Source organism: Murinocardiopsis flavida (assembly GCF_003014485.1).
Lineage (GTDB): Bacteria > Actinomycetota > Actinomycetes > Streptosporangiales > Streptosporangiaceae > Murinocardiopsis > Murinocardiopsis flavida.
The window spans coordinates 47,246-66,856 of the sequence record NZ_PYGA01000022.1 but is presented as its reverse complement, the minus strand read 5'-3'; the positions used below and the strand labels follow the sequence as shown (position 1 = coordinate 66,856).

The window sequence follows — 19,611 nt, the reverse complement described above, 5'->3', positions numbered from 1 at the left end:
GGCGGCACGGGTCACACGGGTTACCAGAACACGGCGACCGCGACGTTGACGATGGTGAGCAGCCCGGCGATCAGCGCGTAGCGGTTCTCGACCTTGCGGAGGTTGAGCACGCCGAACACCACGACGGCGAGCGCGATGACGAGCTTCACGGCGACCTTGGCGTGGTTGACGGGGTCGTCGCCCATCTCCAGCACGCCGACGAGCAGCAACCCGATGACCAGCTGGGTCAGCGCGCTGTGCAGGAGGACCTTGGGCGACTTGGTGCTGTCGGACATGACCTGCATCAGCCATCCGGCGATGATCCCGGCCATGGCGAGGAGGTGCAGGAACAACAGGAGCGAGTGGACGATCGTCATACCCGCAGATTACTACGACGTGTAGTAGCCGATGCACGTTTGCTGACAGTCTGACGCAACGTTTTCATCTCGATGCCCATAGGGTCCACCGGCTCGATCCTCCCGCCTTCCCCGTCACCAACGGACCGGGGACGAGCACGGTCGGTCCGGCTCCCGCCTCGTTCCGCCCCGCCCCGTCCTGCGCGGTCCTTAGGAACGGCCGACGCTCCTTAGTGCTGCACGGGCGCCGCCCGGCGCCGTCTTAGGCGCGTATGGCCTGATCCGGGGCCACGACGCCGCAAGGATGAGGAGTTCTCCCGATGTGCACGATGGGGCCTTAGCGCGAATCTGAGGATCAAGCGGAACGGACGGACCGGGCCGCACGAACCGAACGAGGCGACTCACGATGATGCACCCCGACATCCTGACGGCCGTTGCGCAGACCCGGATCGACGACCACGCGCGGCGCCGCGCCGCACGCCCCGCCTCCTGGCGGTACGGCGACGCTGCCCCACCGGCCCCCGACACCCGGGAGCGCCCGGCCGAGTCGACCGAGCCGGCCGCCGAGACCGAGCGCGTCCCTGCCGGGCAGCGGTGACGGCGCGCCGCCGCGGCCCGGCGCCGGAACAGCGGCGCCGGGCCGCGGTCAGTGGGGGCTCAGTCTGTGGGTCCTCAGCCAGTGGGGACGCGGGCCGCCGAGGCGCGGGCCGCCGGAGTGCGGACGCGCCGCCGCCGCTCGCATCGGGACGGTGTCCACCTGCTGGGAAAGAGTGAGGACCGTGTCACAGCCACTCGGCATACTGGGAGATATGACCCCACAAGGCACCAGTCCCCTGTTCGTCGGGCGCGATGCCGAACTCGGCGTGCTCCTCGACCACGCGCGTGCGGCGCGGACCGAGGGCTCCGCCATGCTCCTCCTCAGTGGGGACGCAGGGGTCGGCAAGTCGCGGCTGCTCGCCGAGTACGCCGCGCGCACCGGCAACACCCGGGTCCTCGCGGGCGGCTGCCTCGAACTGGGCGTCGAAGGGCTGCCGTTCGCGCCGTTCGTGGCCGTGCTGCGCCAGTTGCTGCGCGAGTCGGGCCGCGACCTCTTCGACGCGCTCGCGGCCGATGGCGAGCAGGAGCTCGCCCGCCTGCTGCCCGAGCTGGGCCAGGCCCCGGGCGACCGCTACGAGGCGCGCGGCCGCCTCTTCGAGCAGGTCCTGCGGGCCCTCCAGGAGACCGCCGAGCCCGACGGCCTCACGGTCATCATCGAAGACCTCCACTGGGCCGACTCCGCGACCCGCGACCTCCTGGTGTTCCTGGTGCGCAACCTCGACACACCGGGCGTCCAGCTGCTGGTGAGCTACCGCGCCGACGACATCCACCGCGGCCACCAGCTGCGCCGGCTGCTGCCCGAGCTCGAACGCCTGCCCACCGTCGCCCAGCTCGAACTCACCCCGTTGAGCCGCGAGGACGCCGCGTTGCAGGCGGCCGCCATCCGGGGCGCCGAGCTCCACCCCGACGAAGTCGACGCCCTCTACGGGCGCTCAGCGGGCAACCCCCTCTTCGTGGAGTCGTTGGCGGCCCACACCCAGCTCATCGGCTCCCTCGTGCCCGACCGCCCCCGCGAGCTCCTGCTGTCCTCGCTCGAACGCCTGGGCGACACCGAGCGCTCCATCGTGAAGGCGGCCGCGGTCGGCGCCGTCAGCAGCGACCACATCGAGCACGAGATGCTCGCGCACGTGATCGACCTGCCCGACCACGAACTCGACGCCGCGCTGCTCGCCATCGTCGACTCCAACGTCCTGCGGGTCGAGGGCACCGGCTACCGCTTCCGCCACTCGCTGCTGCGCGAGGCCGTCCACCAAGACCTGCTGCCCGGCCAGCACGCCCGGCTGCACCTGCGCTACGCCGAGGCGCTCGACACCCGGCCCGAACTCGTCCCGGCCGACCGCATCGCCTCCGAGCAGGCGCACCACTTCCACGCAGCGCACGAGCTGCCCCGGGCGCTGAGCGCCGCGTGGTGGGCCGCCGTGCGCGCCGGCGAGGCCCTCGCCTTCGCCGAAGAGCTCCGCATGGCCGAACGCGTCATCGAACTCTGGGACCGCGTCCCCGATTCCGCCCGACGGGTCGAGGGCGTCTCCTTGGCCGAGGTCCTCTACCGCGCCGCCGGTGCGGCCCACGACAGCGGCGACCCCGCCCGCGCCAAGGAGCTGTGCGACGCCGGTCTCGCCGAGTTCCCCGCCGACACCGCCGAAACGGCCGGCACCGCCGGGGAGCCGTCCCCGTCCCCCGCCGACGGCTCCGCGCACGACGACGCCGTCCTCCGCGCGCTGCACCTGCGCCTGCGGGGCCGGAGCCGCATCCAACTCGCCGACGACGACGGCATCGACGACTACTGGGCCGCGCTCGACGTCCACCCCATCGACAACTGGCGCTACGGCTTCCTGCTCGCCATCATCGCCCGCGAGCTGATGATGCGCGGCGGCACCGTCCCCGCCGGCAAGCTGTCGCCGCAGGCGCTCGGCGACGATCCCGCCAACACCGCCGCCGCCCCCGCCGACGAACGGGCCATCACAGTGGCCGACCTCGCGCGGGCGGCACTGCGGCACGCCGCCGCGTCCGGCGACCGCTGCGCCGAGGCCGACGCCCACATCACATTGGGCACGCTCTACGGAAACGACGGCCGCTTCGACGCCGCCGTCGCGGCGTTCGGCGAAGGCGTCGACATCGCCCGGGCGGCGCACGAACCCGCGCTCGAACTCCGCGGCATCAGCAACAAGTCGGCGTTCCTGCGCGAGATCGGGCGCCTGGACGAAGCGGTCGACGCCGCCGACCTCGGCCTGGCACGCGCCCACCAGTCCAACCTGCACCGCACCATGAGCACCTTCGTGATGCTGAACAAGGCGGAGGCCCTGCGCGACCGCGGCGAGCTCGCCGCGGCGCGCGACGCCGTCGCCAACGGACTCAGCTGGGCGAAGCCGCCGCTGTGGCGGTCGTTCATGCACGTCGTCGACGGCACCATCGCCCTCGCGCAAGGCGACCTCGCCACGGCCGAGACCGTACTCGGCCACATCCGGCACCTGGGCACCCTTCGGTTCGCGCACCTCCAGCACGCGATCTGCTCGGCCACCTTCGCCATCGACGCGCACCGGGTCTTCGGCGACACCGCGTCCGCGATCGACATCGCGCGTTCGGTCAGCGACGCGTCGTTCGAGGCCGGCTCCGCCCTCAGCTACGGCTGGCCGCTGCTCCAGTCGGCGGCCCAGGCGCTGCACGCACACCGCGCCGCCGAAGGATTCGACGCAGCCGCCGACCTCCACGACCGCATCAGCGCACTCGTCGACCGGATACCGGTGCACTGCGCAGTCCAGGGCGCCTGGCGCTCCAGCGTCCGGGCCACCCTGCTCAACGCCGAGGCGGCCCCCGCCGACGACGCCCACGCCGCCTGGGGCGCCGCGGTCCAGGAGTGGGCGGCGACCGGCCTGTCGCTCCAGCGCGCCGACGCCCAACTGGGTGCCGCCGCCGCGGCAGCGGCGGCGGGCGACCGCCACAGCGCCGCCCCGCTGCTGCGCGCGGCCGCGCACGCCGCGAAGGAGTCCGGCGCCGAACCGCTTGAGCGCCGCGTCACCGACCTCGCCCGCCGCACCGGCATCGCGCTCGACGCCACCCCCGCGTCGGCGCCCCCGGGGCCGCCGGCCGGCCTGACCCCGCGCGAGACCGAGGTGCTGCGGCTGCTCAGCCGCGGCAGGACCAACGCCGAGATCGCCGGGGAGCTGTTCATCTCCGCCAAGACCGCGAGCGTGCACGTGTCGAACATCCTCGGCAAGCTCGGGCTCGCCAACCGCGGCGCCGCCGCGGCGCACGCCCGCGAGCTGGGCCTCGACTGAAGCCGCCGAGCCCGACAGACTCGACGAACCCGCCGAGCCCGTTGAGCGCGTCGAGGCCGTCCGCTTCTGGCGCCGGGGTCAGCGCGGGGCGGCCCACCGGTTGGTCATGGGCAGGCGGCGGTCGCGGCCGAAGTTGCGGCGGCTGATCTTGGGGCCGGGCGGGTACTGCCGCCGCTTGTACTCCGCGCGGTCGACCATGCGGATCACCCGGTCGATCAGGGCGGGGTCGTGCCCGGCCGCGAGCAGTTCGGCGCGGCCGAGGTCGGTGCCCACGTAGTCGTCGAGGAGCGCGTCGAGCACTGGGTAGTCGGGCAGCGAGTCGGTGTCGGCCTGGCCGGGGCTCAGCTCAGCGCTCGGCGGCTTGCTGATGGAGTTCTCCGGGATGGGCGGGGTCTCGCCGCGCCGCGCCGCCTCGGCGTTGCGCCACCGTGCCAGCTCCCACACCAGGACCTTCCAGGCGTCCTTGATGGGGGCGTAGCCGCCCGCGGAGTCGCCATAGAGGGTGGAGTAGCCCGTGGCCAGCTCGCTCTTGTTCCCGGTGGTCAGGACGAGGTGGCCCTCCTGGTTGGAGATGGTCATGAGCAGTTGGCCGCGCACGCGCGCCTGGAGGTTCTCGGCCGCGAGGCCGTCGCAGGGGAACGCGGTCTCGTACGCCGCGACGATCGGCGCCACCGCGATGGTGCGGCCGTTGATGCCCGTGCGCTTGACCAGCTCCTCCGCGTCTCCCACGGAGTGGTCGGAGGAGTAGCGGCTGGGCATGAGGACGGCGTTGACCCGTTCGGGGCCGATCGCGTCGGCGGCGATGGCCGCGACCAGCGCGGAGTCGATGCCGCCCGACAGGCCGAGGATCACCGACCCGAACCCGTTCTTGCCGATGTAGTCGCGGGTGCCGGTGACCACGGCGGCGTAGACCTCGCCGACGGGGTCGAGCCGGGGGGCGACCACCGGGGCGAGCGGGGGGTAGGCGGCGACCGGCGCGTCGTCGACGGTGGTCCGCTCGATGGCGACCTCGCCCGCCGGGCCGTCGCCGCCGCCATCAGCGGCACCGGCTGCGGTGCCCGCGACCGGGAGTTCGAGGTCGGTGACCAGCAGCGCCTCCTCGAACTGGGCGGCGCGCGCCAGCAGCTCGCCGCCGGAGTCGACCACCAGGGAGTCGCCGTCGAAGACCAGCTCGTCCTGGCCGCCCACCAGGTTGACGTAGGCCAGGGCGGCGCCGGCCTCGCGGGCGCGGCGCGCGCACAGCTCCAGCCGGGCGTCGTCCTTGTCGCGCTCGTACGGCGAGCCGTTGGCGACGACGAGCAGCGCGGCGCCCGCGTCGCGCACGGCCGCCACTGGGCCGCCGTCCTGCCACAGGTCCTCGCAGATGGCGAACGCCACGTCGATGCCGTGCAGCCGCACCACCGGCAGGGTGTCGCCGGGGACGAAGTAGCGCGCTTCGTCGAACACGCCGTAGTTGGGCAGGTGGTGCTTTGCGGAGACCGCGGCGACACGCCCGTGGTGCAGCAGCGCGAGGGCGTTCTGCGGCGCGCCGGGCGGTCTGCCGTAACGGGGTTCGGCCCCTTCTGCGCGGCCCAGGTAGCCCACGACGACGGGCAGCGAGCCCAGCCCTTCTTCGTCGAGCCGGGCCGCCAGGTCCCCGACGGCGCCGATGGAGGCGTCGACGAAGGAGCGTCGCAGTGCGAGGTCCTCGACCGGGTACCCGGTGAGGGTCATCTCCGGGAACACCACCAGGTGCGCGCCTGAATCGGCGGCGCGGCGGGCGTAGGCGGCGACCAGGTCGGCGTTTCCGGCGAGGTCGCCGACGGTCGTGTTGATCTGTGCGAGTGCGATGCGCAGTTGAGCCACGGACCGAGCCTAGTCCGCCGGGCCGCCGCGGCGCCCTCCGGCGGGTGATCCCGCTCCCTAACGCCTGCCACCTGGTCGTTCAGCCCTGCGCGTTAACGCGGTGGAAACCTTGACAGGGCACACTCGCTTCGAGTCGTCTGGTAGGAAGGCGGCAGTCCCGCCGGCCGCGCCCGACACCGCCGATCAGGAAGGCAGACCGTGAACCGACAGCAGGAATTCGTGCTCCGCACGCTGGAGGAGCGCGATATCCGGTTCGTCCGACTGTGGTTCACCGACGTGCTCGGATACCTCAAGTCGGTGGCCGTCGCCCCCGCCGAGCTCGAAGCGGCGTTCTCCGAGGGCATCGGGTTCGACGGGTCGGCCATCGAGGGGTTCGCGCGGGTGTACGAGGCCGACATGCTGGCCCAGCCCGACCCGTCGACCTTCCAGGTGCTCCCGTGGCGCAACGAGCCCCACGGCACCGCGCGCATGTACTGCGACATCCTGATGCCCGACGGCACGCCCAGCTACGCCGACCCGCGGCACGTCCTGAAGCGGACCCTCAGCAAGGCGTCCGACCTCGGGTTCACCTTCTACACCCACCCCGAGATCGAGTTCTACCTCCTGAAGAAGAAGCCGGGGCCGGGCGAGTTCCCCGAGCCCAACGACTCCGGCGGCTACTTCGACCACACCCCGCACAACAGCGCCCACGACTTCCGCCGCAACGCCATCAACATGCTCGAAGCCATGGGCATCTCGGTGGAGTTCAGCCACCACGAGGGCGGCCCCGGGCAGCAGGAGATCGACCTCCGCTACGCCGACGCCCTCACCACCGCCGACAACATCATGACCTTCCGCCTGGTCATGAAGGAGGTGGCGATGGAGCAGGACGTCTACGCCACGTTCATGCCCAAGCCGTTCACCGAGTACCCGGGCTCGGGCATGCACACCCACCTGTCGCTGTTCGAGGGCGACCGCAACGCGTTCCACGAGCCGGGCGCCGAGTACCAGCTGTCCAAGGTGGGGCGCGGGTTCATCGCGGGCCTGCTGCGGCACGCCGCCGAGATCACGGCCGTGTGCAACCAGTGGACCAACTCCTACAAGCGGCTGTGGGACAACGCCGCGGCGTCGGCCGGCATGGGCGGCGAGGCCCCCGCCTACATCTGCTGGGGCCACAACAACCGCTCGGCGCTGGTGCGGGTGCCCATGTACAAGCCCACCAAGTCCAACTCCAGCCGCATCGAGATCCGCTCGCTCGACACCGCGTGCAACCCGTACCTGGCCTACGCCGTCATCCTCGCCGCCGGGCTGAAGGGCATCGAGGAGGGCTACGAGCTGCCGCCGGGCGCCGAGGACGACGTGTGGGCGCTCACCGACTCCGAGCGCCGCGCGCTCGGCATCGCCCCGCTCCCGCAGAGCCTCGACGAAGCCATCCGCGCCATGGAGAACAGCGAACTGGTCGCCGAGACCCTCGGCGAGCACGTCTACGACTTCTTCCTGCGCAACAAGAAGGCCGAGTGGCAGGAGTACCGCCGCCAGGTCACCCCGTACGAACTCCAGCGGTACCTGCCGACACTCTGATCTGCGCTCTGGCCTGCCGACACTCTGGCCTGCTGACCGGGCGGGCCCCGCGGTGGGACGTGCCCGGAACGGCGCCGTGCCCGTGGCGGTCCCCGGGGGAGCCCGTCAGTCGAGGTCGAGTTCGCGGGCGCGGACGGCGGCCGCGTTGCGGTTGGTGACGCCCAGTTTCGCCAGCAGGTTCGACACGTGGACGCTGACCGTCTTGGCGGAGATCCGCAGCTCCTCCGCGATCTCCCGGTTCGTGCTGCCCTTGGCGACCAGGCGCAGCACCTCGCTCTCCCGCGCGGTGATCCCGCCGGGGGCGCGGGCCGCCGGTGCGGGACCCGGCTGCTCCAGGGCGATCCCGGCCGCCGCCGCGAGGTCGGCGATCTCCCTGCGGAGCAGGTTCGCCCCGGTGTCGAGCGCCAGCGCGGCGGCCTCCCGCAGGCGGCGCGGCGCGGCGTCACCGGTGCCGGCCGTCATCCGCACGAGGGCGGTCAGCGTCGCCGCCAGCTCCACGCGGGCGCCCAGCCGGCGGCCCAGTTCCTCGGCGCGCCGCAGGTGTTCGACCGCTTCGGCCGGGTTCTCGCTGACCAGCCCGCACACCTGGTGGTGCTGGAGCTCGCCGACCGACCCCGGCAGCGGATCGTGGCGGTCCAGTGCACCGCGGGTCGCCGCCTCGACCTCGGCGAGGAGCCGCGCCCGCGCATCGCCCTGCGGACCGGGGCCGGGACGGCGCAGCCGCGCGCACACCTCCGCGGCGCCGATGAGCATGTCGCGTTCGGCGCCGCCGAACGCCGTCCAGCGGGGGCCGAGGGCGTCCAGCGCGATCGCGGCGGCGTCGGCGAGCCGGTCCTCCGCCGTGGCGAGGCGCATCTCGAAGGCGCGCATCGCCGCGACCTCGGTCGCCGCCGAGGAGTCCGGCGGCAGCACGGTGTGGAACTCGCGGACGGTCTCCCGCAGCCGCGTCAGCGCGCCCTGGTAGAACTCGATCTCGGCGCACAGCACCAGGCGGCGCCCCCGCCACATGGGGTTGTCCGAGCCGGGGGTGTTGAGCAGCAGCGACCGCGCGCCGCTGAGGTCGCCCTTGACGAGCAGGCCGCAGCCGACCGCGTTGACCACACCGGCGCCCCGGGTGCGCAGCAGCCCCAGCTCCCGGGCGCGGTCGAGGCCGCGGCGGGTCACCTCGATGGCCACGTCGACCCGCCCCGCCGCAAGCAGCACCGACCCCTTGTTGATGATGGCGCGCAGCTCCTCGCGCGCCGCCCCGATGGCGCGGGCGATGCCGAGCCCTTCGTCCAATGTGCGCAGGCCGGCCTCCGGGTCATGGCGGGCGCCGACGACGGTGCCGATGGTGATCAGGGCGTCGGCCTCGCTGCGGCGCTGGCGGGCGCCCCGGGCGGCCGCCAGCGCCTCCTCCCCCACGGCCAGCGACTCCGCCTTCTGGTCGTGCATCATCAGCCCGGCCGCGAGCGTGCCGAGCAGCCGGGGGCGCTCCGGGTGGTCGGCCGGCAGCAGGCGCTGGGCCGCGCGCAGGTCGGCCAGTGAACTGCCGTGCGCGCTCTCCCGGTAGGCGTCGCCCCGCGCCATCAGCAGCAGGGCGACGCGGACGGCGTCGGCGGTGTCCTCGGGCCGCGGGTCGCCCGCCCAGCCCAGCTCCTCCAGCGCGGCGTCCGCGAACGCGGCGCCCCGCCGCGGGACCCCGGCCTCGACGGCGGCGATCGACGCCGTGTACAGCACGTCCACCCGGTCGGTCAGGGGCGTGCGCCCTTTCGTGGGGAGGAGGTGCGCAACGGGGTCTTCGACCTCCTCCCAGAGTTCGAGGACGCGCTCCAGCATCCGCAGCCACTCCGGGTAGGCGAGCGCCCCGGCGGCGGCGTCGGCTGCGATCCACGCCGCGGCGAGCGCACGGGGCGCGTCGCGCCCGGCGTAGGCGTGGTGGGCGTACTGCGCGGCGGATTCGGCGGCGGGCAGCCCGGGGACACCGGCCTGGAGCGCGTCGGCGTAGCGGCGGTGCAGGCGGATGCGCTCGCCGGGCAGCAGATCCTCGTGGATCGCCTCGGCGAGCAGCGCGTGCCGGAACGCGTAGCCTTCGCCCTGCGGCCGCAGCAGGTTGGCGTCGACGGCGGCGCGCAGCGCCGTGTCGAGCGCGTCCTCGTCGAGTTCGGAGGCCGCGGCGAGCAGCGCGTCGGCGGTGTACTCCCCGCCGACAGCGGCGAGGCGCACCGTCCGCCGCGCGGCGGAGTCGAGCCCGCGCAGCCGCCCCAGCAGCATCTCCCTGGGGATGTCGGGCACCGGCGCGCGGTCGAACCCGGTAGTATCGGGGCCGGTGAACTCCAGCAGGGACTCGACGAACAGCGGGTTGCCGCCGGTGCGCTCGTAGACGCGCGCCAGCGCCTGCGGGTCCAAGGCGGTGCCGCGGATACCGGCGGCCTGCTCGGCCACCTCGGCCGGGTTCAGCGCGGCGAGGTCGATCCGGGTGACGGACGGCAGGCGCACCAGCTCCGGCAGCAGCGCGCGCATGGGGTGCGTGCGGTGCAGGTCGTCGGTGCGCAGGCCGCCGAGAAGCTGGACGCCCGGCTCGTGCAGGTTGTGCAGCAGGAACACGAGGAGGGCCCGGGTGGAGGGGTCGGCCCAGTGCAGGTCCTCCAGGATCACCGCGAGGCCGCCCTTGTCCGCGGCGGCTTCGAGGAGGGTGAGGATCTCCTCGAACAGCCGGGCGCGGCCCTCGTCCGGCTGCTCTGGCAGCGGGCCGAGCTCCGGCAGCAGGCGGGGCAGCTCGTTGCGCCGCACCGCGCCGAGCTCGGCGGCGGGGACGTCGCGCACGAGCCTGCGCAGCACCGTGATGAACGGCGCGAAGGGCACGCCGTCGCCGCCCATCTCCAGGCAGCCGCCCGTAACAACCCGCGCCATGGGGCTGCGCGCCGCGTACTCGCGCAGCAGCCGGGACTTGCCGACCCCCGCCTCACCGGCGAGCAGGACGGCCGTCGCGCCGTCGTTGCGCGCCTGGTGGCCACTATCGAGCAGAGCGGCGAGTTCCCGCCGCCGCCCGGCGAACACGGGACTGCTGTCGCGATCACCCATGCCGCCCAGCATCCCACCCGCCGCGCGCCCACCCCGCCCCGGCAACCGCCCTCCCCCACAACCCACGCCGCCCACCACCCGCCACCTGGGACGTCGTAAATCTGCCAACTCACCCGCCGATAATTTGCCAAGTCACCTGCCAAATATTTGTCAGATCACCTGTCAAATAATCGACTAGTATCGAAGCGGAACCCCGACGACACGGAGTCATCATGTCCGACCTGGTTGCGCGCGTGGCCGCCGGCCGACTCTCACAATTGGCCGATCACTTGCGGATCGTCATGGTCGGCGGCCCCCGGCAGGCCGGCAAGACCACCCTGATGAAGGGCTACCTGGCCGACGGCGGCGGGGGGAGCTACCGCACCCTCGACAACGCGGACACGCTCCGCGCGAGCCGCGACGATCCCGCGGCATTCGCCGAATACGGCGACTCGCCCAGGATCATCGACGAGGTCCAGCTCGGCGGCGACGACCTGATCCGCGCCATCAAGGTCGCCGTCGACGCCGACCCCCGGCCGGGCCGATTCGTCCTCTCCGGATCGAGCCGCTTCCTGACCATCCCGACCCTGTCGGAATCCCTGGCGGGGCGAATGGCCTTCGTCGACCTCTGGCCGCTGAGCATGCGCGAGCGCACCGGTGCGAGCGAGGACTTCCTGACCCGTGCCTTCGCATCGCCCTCGGCGCTCCTCGACAATTCGACCTGGACGCGAGAGCAGTACCTGGAGTGCGTCGTCGCGGGCGGCTACCCGGAGGCCGTCTCGATCCCCCCGGGTGTAGCGCGCCACGCGTGGTTCGACGGCTATCTCCAAACGGTGATCAACCGCGACATCTCGAACTTCGCGAGCATCACTCACGGAGACGCGGCGGCGCGCCTCCTCGGGCTCGTCGCCGCCCGCGCCGGCAGCATCGCCGTCCTGTCCGACCTCGCCCAGAGCGTCGAACTCGCCAGGGAGACCACCAAGAACTACCTGTCCTACCTGGACATGGTCTACCTGACGACGAGCCTGCCCGCGTGGTCGACCAACCTGACGGCGCGGCTGCTCAAGACCCCGAAGCTCTACCCGACCGACTCGGGGTTGGCGGCGCACCTCCTCGGCGTCGGAGCATCCGAGCTGGCCGAGCCAGGGCATCCCGCGCTTGGGCCGCTGATGGAGACCTTCGTTGCGACCGAACTGCTCAAGGCCCGGTCGTACAGCGAGACGCGCACCAGCGCCTTCCATCTGCGCAGTACCGACCAGAACGAGGTCGACTTCGTCCTGGAGGGTCCCGCGGGCAAGATCGTCGCCATTGAGCTGAAGGCGTCGAGCTCGCCGGGCCCGCGTGCCCTGAAAGGACTCCGGTGGCTGCGCGAGCGGCTGGGCGAGCGCCTGCACGCCGGGATCCTGCTGCACCTCGGCACCGAGGCCGCGTCGCGCGGCGACGGGATCTACTCGATGCCGCTCTCCGTCCTCTGGGGCCACCGCCAACTGCGGTGACGCCCCCGCGCCAACCCGGTGCAGGTCCGCGCATCCCCTTGCGTCTCTAACGGTCGGCGCCATCGGGATGGATGCACGGCGAACTCGCGCCGATGGAGAGTTCCTTCTGGATGCTGGAGCGCACCGACATGCTGAACTTGTCCTTCTTGTGCTCCACCGACACGAACAGGTTGTCGGGGCGCTGGTCGCTATGCACCGTGTAGCCGTGGTCCTTCCAATACTCGACCAGCGCCTCGACGTGCTGTTCGTTCTCGCCGGGCGGTATGTCACGCAGCCAGTATTTCTTGGACACGGAGAGGAAGGTCTCGTGGTCGCACGAAGCTTTCACCGCTGGACCCACCAACTCCAGCTCCAGCGAGTCGGGCAGGACCGTAACCGTGTCATCGATGTGCGTATCGACGCGCCGCTCCGCCTGCCCCTCATCGAGAGGACTCTCCGGCACATCATCGGGACCTCCGCAACCGGCCAGCAGCATTATCGCCGCAGCCCAAACGAACCATTTCACCCGGCGCATACCGCCCTCCTTCCTTAGTCGCGCCTCGTACCGGCAACGACCTTGCCGATATGTTCCATCTCGGGGGTCTCGGAGTCATTGAAGTACCCGTCGTGCTCGGTCTCCGGGTCGGTCTGGACGTGAGTCGCCCGCGGGTCCTCCTGCTTGTCGAAGTAGTGCGTCTGGTACGACTCGCTGTCGCGAACCCAGTCGTTCTCCGACATGACGACGTGGATGTCCTTCATGCCACCGTCGAACTTCAGATCGGTGAGTTCACTCCCGACTCCGGGACTTCCCACGAGCACGAGGTTATCGGCGTAGGCCCCGGAGTCGTTGCGCGCTGCGGCACCGACCACCGTCGAGCCGTAGCTGTGCCCGATGAGCGTGTTGTTCGACGGGGCGCCCCTATGTGTGGTGCGCAGTCCAGCCTGGAAGTCCTGGAGGTCGTCCTTGCCGTCGTCCGCGTGTCCACCGGAGACGGCCCCAGTCCACCCAGGACTGTCGTATCCGATCCAGGAGACCACCGCGTGGTCGGACTCGCTGTCGGCCAGGTCTGCGGACTGGTGGACATTCTCGGCCCGGCCGAGCTGACCGTTGATCGCCGTCCACTTGATTCCCGTTCCGGGTACCAGTGTTAGACGTTGTCGGCGGTGTCGGGGTTACCGGTCGAGACGATCGCGCGGCCCTCCCCCTCGCTCGGGTCCAGCCCGAGGATGTAGTGGTCGGAGTCCTTCGCGGTGACGGTCCGCTCCAGCTTCTCCAACTCCCACAGCTCCAGAGATGGCGCACCGTCGGCACGGGATTCGGTCCAGCCCTCGGGGCGGACGTCCTGGAGGTCGAACTTCCGGACCTCCTCTCGGGTCATACCCTCCTCTTCCAGCATCCGGTCGATTTCCTCTGTGAGGAACTCGCGGTTGAGCTTGTCGCGGACCGCGGCGGGAACGCCGTCGAGGTTGCGGATGGCGTCGGGCTCCTTGCGCATGACCTCCTTGCGCTCGGCCTTGCTGAGGCCCTTCCACCACTTGTTGACGTCAGCGGGCTTGGTCTCGGGGTCGGGTGCCAGCCCGGAGCCGAAGTCGAAGAAGGTGAAATTGAGAGCACCGTCGTCAGGTGAACCCCCGCCGCCGTCCTTGGTTGGTTCGGCGTCTTTCGTGGGTTCTGCACGGTCGGGCGGGTCGCCCGCAGCGTCCCGAGATGCCGACGGGTCCGGGGCGGCACGGTCGGCCCGGCTCGGGGTGGGCTCACCGGGGTCCGACGCGGACTCGGGAGCGCCCTTGGCGGAGTCCGGATCGGTACCGCAGTCCTCGGACAGGGTGAGGCAGTCGACCGCTCCGGCGACCGAGCTGCTGATAAAGGAAGGGGAGATTGCACTGTAAAGGCCGGCGAAGATGGCACCGACAAGGACGACCACCGCTGCGTACTCGACAAGAGAGGCGCCGCGGTCATTGGGGGATGAGCGCTGGGCCACGAGGGCTCCATATGCGTGTTCTGTTGTTGGGGGACGCGGCGAGCCTACATTCCGTTCCCTTCCCGCAGAAGTCCCAACCAGGGCCCAGTTCGTCGGGACTTCGGGCCCAGCGCCGCTGTTTCGGCGAGCGCTGGGATGAGCGTGATGGTCATCGGCGGATGTGCACCGTGGTGAGGATTCGCGGGGGGTCCGGGCGCTTTGGGGGGCGGCGGGGCTCGCGCGATGCGGTGTGGCGGCGCTGCTCGGCCGCCCACTTGCGGGTGTCGGACTGGTACTGGTCGTTGGCCGCGGCGGCCTGGTCGAACGTCACGGGCACTCCCGGCTCGGTTGCGGGTGGCGGAGTGTCTCTCCGCCACCCGCAACCGTCGCCGTAAGGCCCTGGCCTGCGCTATCGGGAAGTCGCCCTAGTCGGCGGCGCCGCGCCCACCGCCTCCTCCCTAGGCAACCGCCCGGGACGGCGTCCGGCGTATGGCCGAACCGCGGCGGCGCCGCTCAGCGCGCTCGCACCGTGGCGCCGACACCGTTCAGCGCACGCGCACCGTGGCGCCGGCACCGCTCAGCGCGCCCGCGCCAGAGGGCGGGCTCCGCTCAGTGCGCCTGCGCCGTGGTGCGGGCGCTGCTCAGCGCACGCGGACGATGGTGCCGTAGGACATCCTGCCGTCCTTCCACAGCCAGTCCATCGCGGCGAGGCTCACCCGCGCGCAGCCGTGGGACGCCGGGTACGGCGGCACGGAGCCGTAGCCGTGCACCGCGATGCCGCCGTTGAAGTACTTGGGCCGGTACAGCTTGCCCAGCGGCCCGGGGTCCCACTTGTCGACGCCGCGGAACACCTTGTAGTCGCCCTTGGGGGTGGTGGCGGTGTGCTTCTTGCCGTCCTGGGTGTAGGGCTTGCCCGACCCGGTGGACGTGCTCAGGATCTGGCGGACCTTGCCGTTGTCGACGACGAGCAGCAGCTGCCGCTTGAGGTCGATCTCGATGACGCGGCCCTTGGTGCTGGTCGCCTTGGGCCGGACGCCCTTGTCGAGGGCGGCCTGGGTCTGGGGGCCGACGACGCCGTCGCGGCCGAGGCCGGCGGCCTTCTGCACCGCGTAGACGGCCTGCTTGGTGTTGCCGCCGAACTCGCCGTCGGCGGAGTCGATCCAGTAACCGAGCTTCAGCAGGCGCGATTGGAGGGCCTTGACCTTCGGCCCGGAGTCGCCCTGGCTCAGCAGTCCCTTCTTGGAGATGGTCGCGGGGACGCCGGTGGGGTCGTTGGCGGCCGGGCGGGCGTCGACGGCGCCGTTGGTGTAGGGGGCGGAGTATGCGGGGGAGGCGGGTACCGCCGCGGCGTGCGCCACGGTGCCGCCGCCGGTGACGGCGAGCGCGGACAGCGCCACGACGGCGGTGCGGGCGGCGCGGCGCCCGCGGGACCCATGTGCAGGAATGTGCATAAAGCCACTTTGCCCGGTATTTGCCTCGCTGCCACCTGATCCCGGCACGCTATTTTGGGCGGCTTGCCCGCGGGGCGCCATTGCGGAGAGGTGTGCCTGCACACGGGACCTCGCTGCGGGGCGGCCGCGGCTTGCCCGCGGGGCCCATTTCCGGGGAGGCTGGCGCCATGTCCCGGCAGCGACCGCCCGAACCAGCGGGCGACCCGAGCGGCCCGGTGGTCTTCGACCGCAGCGAGTACTACGCGCTTCGCACCTTCCGGTCCGACGGCTCCCCTGTGTCCACCCCGATCTGGCTCGCCCCCGCGGGCGGCCGCCTCTACGCCTACACCCCGGGCCGGTCCTGGAAGGTGCGGCGCCTCCGCGCGGACCCCCGCGTCGAGATCGCGCCGTCGGACTTCTCCGGCACCCCGCACGGGGCGTGGCGCGGCGGCACGGCACGGGTCCTGCCCGCGGCGGAACTGGCCGCGGCAACGCGCGCGCTGGCCGCGAAGTACCGGGGCCGGTTCCGCTGGTTCACGCTCGTCACGTTCATCGCCCGCCCGCGCGCCCGCGGCGGCGCCCCCGTGGGCCTGGAGATCACCGTCGACCCGGACTGACGGCGACCCGGGCCGGGCCCGCCGGGTGCGCCCGGCGGGTCAGCCGGGATCGGCGGCCGGTGCGGCGCACAGACCGTCGAGGAGGGTGTCCACCAGTTCCGCGGCGCAATCGCGCGGGGGGCGGGTGCCCTCGGACCTGCGCGCCATGAGCGCCCCGCCGACGAGCAGGTGCCGCACGGTCTGCGGCGGGAAGCCGGGCCGCAGCTCCCCTGTCCGCGCGCCGCGGCGCAGCACCGCGCGCATCTGCTCGTCGCGGGGCCCGAAGACCGTCCGCTTGATGCGCACCACCAGCTCGAGGTGGTCGTCGTTGAGCATCAGCACGCCGAGCGCGCGGTCGAGCGGGCTGTCGCCCTCGGCGCAGACCTGCGCCAGCAGGTCGACGAGGTCGTCGCGCACCGAAACGCCCGCCAGCGCCGGCAGGGGCGGCCGCAGGGTGGCGACCGCGTCGGTGAACAGCTCCTCCTTCGCGGCCCAGCGCCGGTAGATGGTGGCCTTGCCGACACCGGCGCGGGCGGCGATGGCGGCGACCGAGATCTTCGCGATGTACCTGCGCTCGGCCAGCAGCTCCAGCGCCGCCGCGAGGATCGCCGCCCCGGCCTCGCGGCTGCGGGGCCGGCCGGGCGCGCGGGTTCCGGTCGGTGCTGCGCTGGTCTCGGTCACGGGAGTCAGTCCCTCGCTGTCGCGGTCCGGCTGCCGGCGCCACTCTGCCGGGTCGCGCCGCCCGCCGCCACCTCGGGCCCGGGCGCCGCCGGGCCGCCGCGCGCGCGGCGGCCCGGCATCCAGACCAGGACGACGAGCATGCCGAACAGCCCGATGCCCATCGAGCACAGCGCCGCCATGTGCATCCCCGACAGGAACGCCGACTTCGCGGGCTCCACCAGCGCGGCGCCCGGCGCGCCCAGGGACCGCGCCAGCGCCATGGTGCCCTCGATGGACTCGCCCGCCGCCGAGCGGACGGGCGCGGGCACGCCGTCCAGGCCGTCGAGCGCCGGGCCGATGCCGGAGCGGTAGAACGCCGAGACCAGGGCGCCCAGGACGGCCACGCCCAGAGCGGTGGCGACCTGGCGCGCGGTGTTCTGCACCGCCGAAGCGGCGCCGGCCTGTTCGCGCGGCACGGCGTTCATGATGGCGACGGTGGTCGGGGTCATCGCCACGGCCATGCCGGTGCCCTGGGCGAAGAACGCCACCTCGATGAGCCACACGGGGGTGGTGCGGTCGATCAGCGCGTAGCTGCCCAGCGCCAGCGACGCCAGTGCCAGTCCGCTGGCGCAGACGAGCCGCGGCCCGAAGCGCGCCACGAGCGAGGAGCTGATCGGGGCGAACACCACCTGCGCCACCGCGACGGGGATCACCAGCAGGCCCGCCTGGAGCGGGGAGAACTCGCGGACGCTCTGCCAGTAGAAGTTGATGAAGAAGATCACCCCGGCCAGCGCGAAGAACATCAGCATGATCGCCAGCACGGCGACGCTGAGCTGCGGGTTGCGGAACAGGCGGACGTTGAGCGCCGGGTGCTCGATGCGCGACTCGTGCCAGACGAACACGGCGAGGACGGCGGCGCCGGCCGCGATCGACAGGTAGACCTCGGGGTCGGCCAGCGAACCGCGCTCCCCCGCGGTGATGATGCCGTAGACCAGCAGGACGAGGCCGACGATCGACATCAGGACGCCGAGCGGGTCGAGCCGGCCGGGGCGCTCGTTGCGCGACTCCGGCACCAGCCACAGCATCAGCGCGAGGGCCACGACCACGATCGGCACGTTGATGAGGAACACCGACCCCCACCAGAAGTGCGCGAGGAGCAGGCCGCCCAGCGGCGGCCCGATGCCGAGTGCCAGCCCGACCGCGCCGGCCCAGATCCCGATCGCGCGGGCCCGCTGCTCGGGCTCGAACACGTTGGTGATGATCGAGAGGGTCTGCGGCATGACCGCGGCGCCGCCCAGCCCCATGACGGCCCGCGCGGCGATGAGCTGCGCGGGGTCCTGGGCGTAGGCGGACGCGAACGAGCCGAGGCCGAACACGACGAGGCCGAACATCAGCACGCGCTTGCGGCCCATGCGGTCGCCGATGACGCCCCAGGTGAACAGCAGCCCGGCGAAGACCAGCGTGTAGGAGTTGATCGCCCAGGCCAACTCGCTCTGCGAGGCGCCGAGCCCGATCTCGGGGTCGGAGATGACCCGCAGCGCGACGTTCAGGATGGTGTTGTCGAGCACCACCACGAGCAGGCAGATCACCAAGACACCGAGGACGGCCCAGCGCCGCCGGTGTCCGGCGGGTCGGTCCGGTGTCTGCACCGACATCATCGACTCCTCAACGTGACTGAAGAACATGGCTGAAAGGGGTGTACCGCCCTATTTCAATACGAGTCGGTATCGTTTCGCAAGTCGGTTTCGCCATGGGAAACCGGCGCGGGAACACCTCGGCCTCGATGCCCGTTTTAGGTGCGTGCGATGATGAATGCACCGGCCGCGCACCGGCCGCGCTCGTCGGCCCCACCGGCGAGAAACCGTGTCGACCACAACGATCCGGGGACGCCCCACGGCGCTTCGAGATCACGGAGGAACGCACAATGTCGACGTCTGCCCCGAAGACCCCAACCCCCGCCGCGAGCGCCCCCAACGCCCTCTACGGCGGCACCACCTCCCGGCGGGTCACCGTCCGCGACATCGCCGAGGCCAAGCGCCGCGGCGAGCGCTGGCCCATGCTCACCGCCTACGACGCGCTCACCGCGCGCGTCTTCGACGACGCGGGGATCCCCGTCCTGCTCGTCGGCGACTCCGCGGCAATGGTCGTCTACGGCCACGACTCCACCATCCCCGTCACCGTCGACGACCTCGTCCCGCTCACCGCGGCGGTCGCCCGCGGCACCAGCAGGGCCCTCGTCGTCGCCGACCTCCCCTTCGGCTCCTTCCAGGCGTCGCCCGAGCAGGCGCTCGCCTCGGCGGCCCGGCTGATGAAGGAGGGCGGCGCGCACGCGGTCAAGCTCGAAGGCGGCCACCGGGTCGCACCCCAGGTCGAGACCTTGGTCGCGGCCGGTGTCCCGGTCATGGGCCACGTCGGGCTCACCCCCCAGTCGGTGAACACGCTCGGCGGCTACCGCGTCCAGGGACGCGGTGAGGAGGGCGCCCGGCTGCTCGCCGACGCCAAGGAGCTGGAGCGCGCCGGCGCGTTCTCCGTCGTCCTCGAATGCGTGCCCAAGGACCTCGCCGCCGACATCACGGCGCACCTGACCATCCCCACCATCGGCATCGGAGCGGGCAGCGGGACCGACGCCCAGGTCCTCGTCTGGCAGGACATGGCGGGGCTCAGCCCGCGGGTCGCCAAGTTCGTCAAGGAGTACGCCAAGATCGGCGACGCCCTCAGGGACGCCGCGTCGGCGTACGCCGAGGAGGTCGTCGCGGGCACGTTCCCCGACGAAGAGCACTCCTACGCCTGATCCCGGCACCGCTCGGCCCCGGGTCCGCCCACGCGGCCCGGGGC

General features: G+C 72.3%; 16 protein-coding genes. 6 read left to right on the top strand and 10 right to left on the bottom strand.

Annotated features, from left to right (window positions below; all coding sequences use genetic code 11):
• Positions 1-20: 20 nt before the first annotated feature.
• Positions 21-356, bottom strand: a complete 336-nt coding sequence (locus CLV63_RS25820) for a hypothetical protein (protein WP_106585811.1) — start codon at positions 354-356, stop codon at positions 21-23.
• Positions 357-741: 385 nt separating this feature from the next.
• Here CLV63_RS25820 and CLV63_RS25815 point away from each other — a divergent pair, with 385 nt between their 5' ends.
• Positions 742-933 carry a hypothetical protein gene (locus CLV63_RS25815; protein WP_106585810.1) on the top strand — a complete coding sequence of 64 codons (192 nt, stop codon included), beginning with the start codon at positions 742-744 and terminating at the stop codon, positions 931-933.
• A 211-nt stretch (positions 934-1,144) separates the two neighbouring features.
• Positions 1,145-4,207: a helix-turn-helix transcriptional regulator gene (locus CLV63_RS25810; protein ID WP_106585809.1), complete on the top strand. Its 3,063-nt coding sequence runs from the start codon at positions 1,145-1,147 to the stop codon at positions 4,205-4,207.
• A 78-nt stretch (positions 4,208-4,285) separates the two neighbouring features.
• Here the strand turns inward: CLV63_RS25810 and CLV63_RS25805 are convergent, their stop codons facing one another.
• Positions 4,286-6,052, bottom strand: coding sequence for an NAD+ synthase (locus CLV63_RS25805; RefSeq protein ID WP_106585808.1), 1,767 nt, complete (start codon positions 6,050-6,052; stop codon positions 4,286-4,288).
• Positions 6,053-6,250: 198 nt separating this feature from the next.
• On the opposite strand from CLV63_RS25805, the gene CLV63_RS25800 reads away from it, so the two are divergent.
• On the top strand, positions 6,251-7,612 hold the full coding sequence (locus CLV63_RS25800; protein ID WP_211301473.1) for a glutamine synthetase family protein: 1,362 nt from the start codon (positions 6,251-6,253) through the stop codon (positions 7,610-7,612).
• Positions 7,613-7,717: 105 nt separating this feature from the next.
• Here the strand turns inward: CLV63_RS25800 and CLV63_RS25795 are convergent, their stop codons facing one another.
• On the bottom strand, positions 7,718-10,675 hold the full coding sequence (locus tag CLV63_RS25795; RefSeq protein WP_106585866.1) for a helix-turn-helix transcriptional regulator: 2,958 nt from the start codon (positions 10,673-10,675) through the stop codon (positions 7,718-7,720).
• A gap of 212 nt (positions 10,676-10,887) precedes the next feature.
• Here CLV63_RS25795 and CLV63_RS25790 point away from each other — a divergent pair, with 212 nt between their 5' ends.
• The gene (locus CLV63_RS25790; RefSeq protein WP_106585807.1) at positions 10,888-12,150 is read left to right on the top strand and encodes an ATP-binding protein; all 1,263 of its coding nucleotides are present in this window, start codon (positions 10,888-10,890) and stop codon (positions 12,148-12,150) included.
• Positions 12,151-12,196: 46 nt separating this feature from the next.
• On the opposite strand, the gene CLV63_RS25785 is transcribed toward CLV63_RS25790, so the two are convergent.
• The 5 genes from CLV63_RS25785 to CLV63_RS25775 form a co-directional block, all read right to left on the bottom strand.
• Positions 12,197-12,664, bottom strand: a complete 468-nt coding sequence (locus CLV63_RS25785) for a hypothetical protein (protein WP_245929055.1) — start codon at positions 12,662-12,664, stop codon at positions 12,197-12,199.
• A gap of 14 nt (positions 12,665-12,678) precedes the next feature.
• Entirely contained in the window at positions 12,679-13,167 is a 489-nt protein-coding gene (locus CLV63_RS34715) for an alpha/beta hydrolase (RefSeq protein WP_245929054.1), read from the bottom strand.
• Positions 13,168-13,277: 110 nt separating this feature from the next.
• The gene (locus tag CLV63_RS34710; RefSeq protein ID WP_245929053.1) at positions 13,278-14,111 is read right to left on the bottom strand and encodes a hypothetical protein; all 834 of its coding nucleotides are present in this window, start codon (positions 14,109-14,111) and stop codon (positions 13,278-13,280) included.
• A gap of 148 nt (positions 14,112-14,259) precedes the next feature.
• Entirely contained in the window at positions 14,260-14,421 is a 162-nt protein-coding gene (locus CLV63_RS33755) for a hypothetical protein (protein ID WP_170134321.1), read from the bottom strand.
• 310 nt (positions 14,422-14,731) lie between these two features.
• Positions 14,732-15,541, bottom strand: a complete 810-nt coding sequence (locus tag CLV63_RS25775) for a L,D-transpeptidase family protein (RefSeq protein WP_106585806.1) — start codon at positions 15,539-15,541, stop codon at positions 14,732-14,734.
• A 167-nt stretch (positions 15,542-15,708) separates the two neighbouring features.
• Here CLV63_RS25775 and CLV63_RS25770 point away from each other — a divergent pair, with 167 nt between their 5' ends.
• A complete protein-coding gene (locus CLV63_RS25770) occupies positions 15,709-16,137 on the top strand; it encodes a PPOX class F420-dependent oxidoreductase (RefSeq protein ID WP_106585805.1) in 429 nt (142 codons plus the stop codon).
• A gap of 39 nt (positions 16,138-16,176) precedes the next feature.
• On the opposite strand, the gene CLV63_RS25765 is transcribed toward CLV63_RS25770, so the two are convergent.
• Both CLV63_RS25765 and CLV63_RS25760 read right to left on the bottom strand, forming a co-directional pair.
• The gene (locus CLV63_RS25765) at positions 16,177-16,797 is read right to left on the bottom strand and encodes a TetR/AcrR family transcriptional regulator (RefSeq protein WP_106585804.1); all 621 of its coding nucleotides are present in this window, start codon (positions 16,795-16,797) and stop codon (positions 16,177-16,179) included.
• Between the two features lie 5 nt (positions 16,798-16,802).
• Positions 16,803-18,461, bottom strand: coding sequence for a DHA2 family efflux MFS transporter permease subunit (locus tag CLV63_RS25760; protein WP_394339813.1), 1,659 nt, complete (start codon positions 18,459-18,461; stop codon positions 16,803-16,805).
• 239 nt (positions 18,462-18,700) lie between these two features.
• Here CLV63_RS25760 and panB point away from each other — a divergent pair, with 239 nt between their 5' ends.
• Positions 18,701-19,567 carry a 3-methyl-2-oxobutanoate hydroxymethyltransferase gene (panB, locus tag CLV63_RS25755; RefSeq protein WP_106585802.1) on the top strand — a complete coding sequence of 289 codons (867 nt, stop codon included), beginning with the start codon at positions 18,701-18,703 and terminating at the stop codon, positions 19,565-19,567.
• Positions 19,568-19,611 lie beyond the last annotated feature (44 nt).

Bases quoted from the DNA above. Each gene is read 5' to 3' on its own strand.
- CLV63_RS25820 (WP_106585811.1), bottom strand. From the start codon at position 356: ATGACGATCGTCCACTCGCTCCTGTTGTTCCTGCACCTCCTCGCCATG.
- CLV63_RS25815 (WP_106585810.1), top strand. From the start codon at position 742: ATGATGCACCCCGACATCCTGACGGCCGTTGCGCAGACCCGGATCGAC.
- CLV63_RS25810 (WP_106585809.1), top strand. From the start codon at position 1,145: ATGACCCCACAAGGCACCAGTCCCCTGTTCGTCGGGCGCGATGCCGAA.
- CLV63_RS25795 (WP_106585866.1), bottom strand. From the start codon at position 10,675: ATGGGTGATCGCGACAGCAGTCCCGTGTTCGCCGGGCGGCGGCGGGAA.
- CLV63_RS25790 (WP_106585807.1), top strand. From the start codon at position 10,888: ATGTCCGACCTGGTTGCGCGCGTGGCCGCCGGCCGACTCTCACAATTG.
- CLV63_RS25785 (WP_245929055.1), bottom strand. From the start codon at position 12,664: ATGCGCCGGGTGAAATGGTTCGTTTGGGCTGCGGCGATAATGCTGCTG.
- CLV63_RS25775 (WP_106585806.1), bottom strand. From the start codon at position 15,541: ATGCACATTCCTGCACATGGGTCCCGCGGGCGCCGCGCCGCCCGCACC.
- CLV63_RS25770 (WP_106585805.1), top strand. From the start codon at position 15,709: ATGTCCCGGCAGCGACCGCCCGAACCAGCGGGCGACCCGAGCGGCCCG.
- CLV63_RS25760 (WP_394339813.1), bottom strand. From the start codon at position 18,461: ATGTTCTTCAGTCACGTTGAGGAGTCGATGATGTCGGTGCAGACACCG.
- panB (WP_106585802.1), top strand. From the start codon at position 18,701: ATGTCGACGTCTGCCCCGAAGACCCCAACCCCCGCCGCGAGCGCCCCC.